General features: G+C 73.7%; 6 protein-coding genes. 5 read left to right on the top strand and 1 reads right to left on the bottom strand.

What is annotated here, in order from left to right:
* The first annotated feature begins 360 nt into the window (after positions 1–360).
* From ACFQ9Z_RS35775 to ACFQ9Z_RS35795, 5 genes are read left to right on the top strand one after another with little or no spacing between them, the layout of a single operon-like run.
* On the top strand, positions 361–2,019 hold the full coding sequence (locus ACFQ9Z_RS35775) for a sensor histidine kinase (RefSeq protein WP_383029955.1): 1,659 nt from the start codon (positions 361–363) through the stop codon (positions 2,017–2,019).
* Positions 2,016–2,420 carry a roadblock/LC7 domain-containing protein gene (locus ACFQ9Z_RS35780; RefSeq protein WP_351664088.1) on the top strand — a complete coding sequence of 135 codons (405 nt, stop codon included), beginning with the start codon at positions 2,016–2,018 and terminating at the stop codon, positions 2,418–2,420. Before ACFQ9Z_RS35775 ends, ACFQ9Z_RS35780 begins: the two co-directional genes overlap by 4 nt.
* A complete protein-coding gene (locus tag ACFQ9Z_RS35785) occupies positions 2,417–2,845 on the top strand; it encodes a DUF742 domain-containing protein (RefSeq protein ID WP_383029957.1) in 429 nt (142 codons plus the stop codon). The genes ACFQ9Z_RS35780 and ACFQ9Z_RS35785 overlap by 4 nt, the downstream gene beginning before the upstream one ends.
* A complete protein-coding gene (locus tag ACFQ9Z_RS35790; protein ID WP_383029959.1) occupies positions 2,826–3,446 on the top strand; it encodes an ATP/GTP-binding protein in 621 nt (206 codons plus the stop codon). Before ACFQ9Z_RS35785 ends, ACFQ9Z_RS35790 begins: the two co-directional genes overlap by 20 nt.
* A 38-nt stretch (positions 3,447–3,484) precedes the next feature.
* Positions 3,485–4,963 (top strand): cytochrome P450, encoded by a 1,479-nt coding sequence (locus tag ACFQ9Z_RS35795; protein ID WP_383029963.1) that lies wholly within the window; start codon positions 3,485–3,487, stop codon positions 4,961–4,963.
* Positions 4,964–5,125: 162 nt separating this feature from the next.
* Here the strand turns inward: ACFQ9Z_RS35795 and ACFQ9Z_RS35800 are convergent, their stop codons facing one another.
* Positions 5,126–6,079, bottom strand: coding sequence for an RluA family pseudouridine synthase (locus ACFQ9Z_RS35800; protein ID WP_383029966.1), 954 nt, complete (start codon positions 6,077–6,079; stop codon positions 5,126–5,128).
* Positions 6,080–6,184: the final 105 nt, after the last annotated feature.

The raw sequence follows: 6,184 nt of genomic DNA on the forward strand, positions 1-6,184 counted from the left end.
GGGGGGGCGGGCCCCGGCCGGGCGGCGCCCCCCGCCCCCCGGGGGGGGCCGCCCGCCCCCGACCCCACTCCACTCATCACGGTGAGTGGTTTTCGCATGCCTGTGCGCCGTCACCCAATGTATTCGAACAAATGCGCAGCGTGGAAATGGAGTCGAGCGTACTCCTGTTGCACGGGTGAATTCAGGTGCTTGCCGAATATGACACGGCGATGATCCGGTCGGACTAAGCTCGCCTGCGGCGCACCGAGTTGAGTAAATTCGCGCGCTTGTTCCCAAAAGCCCCGAAGATACCGGCAGTTCCGTGAATCTTCCCCGCGCAAGCTCCCCCGACACCCAGCCGTCCCGTCTCGGAAGGCAACCATGGTGAGTGTCCGAAAGCCTCCCGGCGGCCGTGAACTTCCCCTCGCACGCGTGCTGTTGCCGCCCGCCACCGTGATGACGGCGGTCACCGGGGCGGCGGCCGCCCTCGTCCCGGCCGACGCCCGGATCGCCGTCGCCGGATGCGGGGCCGTGGCCCTGCTGATGATGCTCGCCCTGGCCTCGGAGATCGTCCGCCGTGCCCGCCGGCTCGGCGAGACACAGGCCGAGCACGCCCGTCACACCGCGTATCTGGAACACCGCATCGCCGGCCATGACGCGGAGATCGTCCGGCTCGGCACCGACGTCCTGCCCACCGCGCTGCTCCACCTGCGTGCCGGAGACCCGCCGCGGGAGGTCATGCGCAAGGTCGTCGACGCCGACCCCGAACTGCGCCACCTGCCCGAGTCGCAGCGCACGCTGCTGCGGACGGCGCTGCGCGGCGCCGACCGCGAGATCTCGATGCGCGACGCCACCGAGCGCTCCTTCGTCAGCATCGCCCGCCGCGTCCAGGCCATCGTCCACCAGCAGGCGGGCGAACTGCGCGAGATGGAGGAGGACCACGGCCGCAACCCCGAGGTCTTCGACGACCTGCTGCGCATCGACCACGGCACCGCCCTGATCGGCCGCCTCGCCGACTCCATCTCCGTCCTCGGCGGCGGCCGCCCGGGCCGCCAGTGGCCCCTGCCCGTGTCGCTGTACAGCGTCCTGCGCGGCGCGATGTCCCGGATCCTGGAGTACCGGCGCATCAACCTGAGCTCCATCGTCAACATCAACATCAAGGGCACCGCCGTGGAGCCCATCATCCACGCCGCCGCCGAGCTGCTGGACAACGCCACCCGCTACTCGCCGCCGTCGACCAAGGTGCACGTCACCGCCGTCGAGGTCCAGGCCGGCCTCGCCATCGAGATCGAGGACGCGGGCGTCAGCCTCAGCGAGGAGTCCCGGGCCCGCATCGAGAAGGCGATCGCCGACGCGATGGCGGCCGACGACGCCCACAACCTGGGCGACAGCCCGCGCCTCGGCCTCGCCGTCGTCGGCCGGCTCTGCAAGGCGTTCGACATGCGGGTCTCGCTGCGCGCGTCCGCCTACGGCGGCGTCCGCGCCATCCTCGTCGTGCCGCGGGTGATGACCACCACCGAGCCCGGCGTCGGCGCCGCCCACGGCATCGGGGCCACCGCGGTGCCCATGCCCGAACTCGGCGCGGTGGAGGGTCCCAAGCGCCCGCCCAAGAAGCGCCGCCCCACCAGCCCCCGCATCCCCGCCGGGGTCTCCATGGAGGACGACGTCCCCGAGGTCACCGAGTGGACGGCGGGCGGCCTGCCGCAGCGCCGCAGCCGGGTGAAGACCCCGCTCAGCGTGCGCTACGCCGAACAGGCCGCCGTCGAGCGCGCCGAGCGCGAGGGCACCCCCACCGTCTGGTCCCGCCCGGCGCCCGGACCCGAACCCGAGCCCGAGATCGACCCCGAGCGCCAGAAGCTGAAGGACCGGCCCCCCGGCATGTGGGTCGACGCCTTCTGGGACGGACTGAAGAAGGGCATGCCCGAAGGCGCCACCGCGGCCGAGCTGACCGACTTCACCCGCAACCCGACCGCTTACCTGCACCTGATCGACGATTCGGCAGGCCCCACCGAGGCCGACGACGAGGGGAATCCCACGTGATCCAGCAGCGAGGCAACATCGACTGGATGCTCAAGCAGCTCAACGACGGCGTCCCGGGCATCCAGATGATCGTGGTCCTCTCCGCCGACGGACTGCGCATCGCCCGCCACGGCGGCGACCCCGACGCCGCCGACCGGGTGGCCGCGGCCTGCGCGGGACTGCAGAGCCTGGCCGGCGCCATCACCCAGGAGATCGTGGGCAGCGGCGACATGAAGCTCGTCGTCATCGAGATCGACGGCGGCTACTTCTACCTCATGAACGCCGGCGCCAACGCCTTCCTCGCGGTGCTCGCCGACGTGACCTGCGAACCGGGCCGGATGAGCGGCATGATGCGCGACCTCGTCGTCCGGATCGGCACCCATCTGACGAGCCCGCCCCGGCGCAACGGGCAGACCGTATGACCCCGCCGCGCCGCAGACGCCGCCGGCCACCGCGGCTGCCGTCACCCCCGCCCCCGCAACCCGCGCCGGCCGCCGCTTCGGAGGACGGCCCCGAGCGGCCCGGCAACCCCGAGCGGCTGTACACCATCGCCGGCTCCGCCGACGGCGCCCGGGCCGAACTCGACCTGGTGACGCTGATCGTGGCGCACTCGGCGCCGACACCGTCCGCCTCCCCCGAGCAGGCGGCGGTGCTCCGGCTGTGCACCGCGCCGCTGTCCGTGGCCGAACTCTCGGCCTACCTCAGTCTGCCGTTCAGCGCGACGACCGTCCTGCTCACCGAGCTGATCACGGCCGAACTGGTGCAGGTGCGCGCCCCGATCGTCCGCCAGGCGCTTCCCGACCGTTCACTCCTCGAAGCGGTGATGCATGGACTTCAACGGCTCTGACACCATCCCCGGCCCACGCACCGAGGACCACCTGCCGCGGACGGCCCAGGCCGCGGTGAAGATCGTGATCGTGGGCGGCTTCGGTGTCGGCAAGACCACGATGGTCGGCTCGGTCAGCGACATCAGGCCGCTGACCACCGAGGAGACCATGACCCAGGCCGGCATCGGGGTCGACGACGACTACGGCTCCGAGACCAAGACGGCCACCACCGTGGCGATGGACTTCGGCCGCATCGGCATCACCGACAAGCTGGTGCTGTACCTCTTCGGCACCCCCGGCCAGGAGCGCTTCTGGTTCCTGTGGAACGGCCTCTTCGAAGGCGCGCTCGGCGCGGTCGTGCTGGTCGACACCCGGCGCCTCGAAGTGAGCTTCGACGTCATGGGACGGCTGGAGGAACGCGGCGTGCCCTTCGTCGTCGCCGTCAACACCTTCCCGGACGCGCCCCGTCACCCGGTCGAGGAACTGCGCACCGCGCTCGACCTGGCACCGGACATCCCGATCATCGACTGCGACGTGCGCCGCCGCGCGTCCAGCAAGGACGTGCTGATGACCCTGATGCGCTTCCTGCACTCCCTGGCCCTGTCCGGCGCCCTGCGCTGACCCGTGTCCCACCGACCCGTCCGTTCCGGAGCTGCACCGTGACGTCTGAACCCCAGTCCCTGACCGGCACCGACCCCACCCCCGGCCCACCGCCCGGCTGCCCGGCGCACGGCCTCGGTCCCGGCGAGGCGCACCGGCTCCACGGCCCCGACGCCGAGGACCTGGGCGACCTCTACGAACACCTGCGCGAGCGGCACGGCGCCGTGGCGCCCGTCCTGCTCCACGACGACGTACCGATGTGGGTGGTCCTCGGCCACGCCGAGAACCTGCAACTGGTGCGCAGCCCCTCCCAGTACACCCGCGACAGCCGGATCTGGTCGCCGCTGCTCCAGGGGCAGGTCAAGCCCGACCACCCGCTGATGCCGCACATCGCCTGGCAGCCCATCTGCTCGCACGCCGAGGGCGACGAGCACCAGCGGCTGCGCGCGGCGGTCACCGGCGCCATGGCGCCCATCGACCACCGCGGACTGCGGCGCCACATCGGCCGCTACACCCAGGACCTGGTCAACGACTTCTGCGAGCGCGGCCGGGCCGACCTGGTCTCCCAGTTCGCGGAGCACCTGCCGATGGCCGTCATGTGCGAGATCCTCGGCATGCCCGAGGAGTACGACGACCGGATGGTGCAGGCCGCCCGCGACGCGCTCAAGGGCACCGAGACCGCCATCCAGAGCCACGCCCACGTCATGGAGGCGCTCGGCCGGCTCACCGCCCGCCGCCGGGCCCGCCCCGAGGACGACTTCGCCAGCCACCTCATCGGCCACCCGGCGGAGCTGACCGACGACGAGGTCCGCGAACACCTGCGGCTCGTGCTGTTCGCGGCCTACGAGGCGACCGTCAACCTCCTAGCCAACGCGCTGCGCATGGTGCTGACCGAGCCGGGCTTCCGCGCCCGGCTCAACGGCGGCCAGATGACCGTGCCGGAGGCCATCGAGCAGTCGCTGTGGGACGAGCCGCCGTTCAGCACCGTCCTCGGCTACTTCGCCAAGCAGGACACGGAGCTGGGCGGGCAGCGCATCCGCCGGGGCGACGGGCTGCTCTTCGCGCCCGCCCCGGGCAACGTCGACCCCCGGGTGCGGCCCGACCTCTCCGCCGGCATGCGGGGCAACCGGTCCCACCTGGCGTTCGGCGGCGGCCCGCACGAGTGCCCCGGCCAGGACATCGGCCGGGCCATCGCCGACGTCGGTGTGGACGCCCTGCTGATGCGGCTGCCCGACGTCCAGCTCGACTGCGCGGAGGAGGACTTGCGCTGGCGGTCCTCCATCGCCTCCCGGCACCTGGTGTCGCTGCCGGTGCGTTTCGAGCCGAAGGCCCAGCAGGACGCGAGCCTGCCGCCCAGGCCCTCGGTCGTCCCACCGCAGCGCTCCGCCGGCCCCTCCGCCACCCCGCCCCCCGCCGCGGCCCCCACCGCGGGCCCCCTGCCCCCGGCCACCACCACCGCTCCGGCCCCCACGACACCGCGACCGCCTCACCGCGCGAGCATCTGGCAGCGGCTGCTGCGCTGGTGGCGGGGGGAGTGAGCGGCGTCCGCGACGGGGAGTGACGACGCGGGGCGGCGGCCGGTTCGTCGGCCGCGACGGCGACGACGGCCTGACTGGTCTGCCTCGGCGGGGCGGGCCGGTCGCGTCGCCGGGCACGGCCGGGCGGGCCGGAGCGCGTGGAGGCCGGCCGCGGCGGGTTCGCTACGGCTGCCGGGCGGTCCAGTCGGCCGGGCAGGACCAGGCCCGCAGGGTTCGCCGGCTGGTGAAGGCGTGCCGGGCTCCGGTGACGGGATCGGTGAACTCCAGCCTCTGGGCCAGCAGTTGGAGGGGGCGCCGGAAGTCGCCGGGCGGTACCGGGCCGGTGGCCTCCGGGTACAGCGGGTCGCCCAGGATGGGCACGCCCAGCGCGTTCAGGTGCACCCGGAGCTGATGGGTCTGCCCGGTCTCCGGGAGGAGCCGGTACCGGCCCAGACCGCCCCGGTGCTCGGCCAGCTCCACCCGGGTCACCGCGTTCGGCTCGCCCGCGGTCTCCCGCGCGGCCTGCACCCCGCGCTCCTTCACGATCCGGCTGCGCACGGTGCGGGGCAGGACGAGCGCCGGATCGTACGGCGCGACGGCCTCGTACTCCTTGCGCACCCGCCGGTCCCGGAACAGCGTCTGGTAGGCGCCGCGCTCCTCGGGCCGCACCGTGAACAGCACCAGACCGGCGGTGAGCCGGTCCAGCCGGTGCGCCGCGGTCAGCGCCGGGATTCCCAGCTCGTCGCGGAGCCGGGCCAGCGCGGTCTGGGCGACGTGCGAGCCGCGCGGGGTCGTCGCGAGGAAATGCGGCTTGTCGGCCACGACGATGTGCTCGTCCCGGTGCACCAGCTCCAGCGGGAAGGGCACCGGCGTCTCGGCGGGCAGCTCGCGGTGGAACCACACGAACATGCCCGGCCGGTAGGGCGCGTCCGGTGCGACCGCCCGCCCGTCCGCGCCGACGAACAGCCCCGCGTCGAACATCGCCTCGACCGTGCCGGGCCCGGCGCCCGTCAGCCGTGCCACGAGATGCTCGCGCACCGTGGGCCAGGTCCCGTCGAACGGCAGCCGCACCCGCACCGGGTCGACACCGTGGCGCTGGGGGAGCGGGGCGGGCGGGGGCGGGGTGCGGCGTCTCACGAGGGCAAGGGTACGAGCGCGACGGCGGGGCGGGCCGGGCGGCGCCCGCCCGCCGGGGAGCCGGAGCCGGGGCCGGCGGCCGGCCGGCGCCGCCGGGGCGGGCCC

This window comes from Streptomyces sp. NPDC056580 (genome assembly GCF_042793175.1).
In the GTDB taxonomy this organism is placed as follows: domain Bacteria; phylum Actinomycetota; class Actinomycetes; order Streptomycetales; family Streptomycetaceae; genus Streptomyces.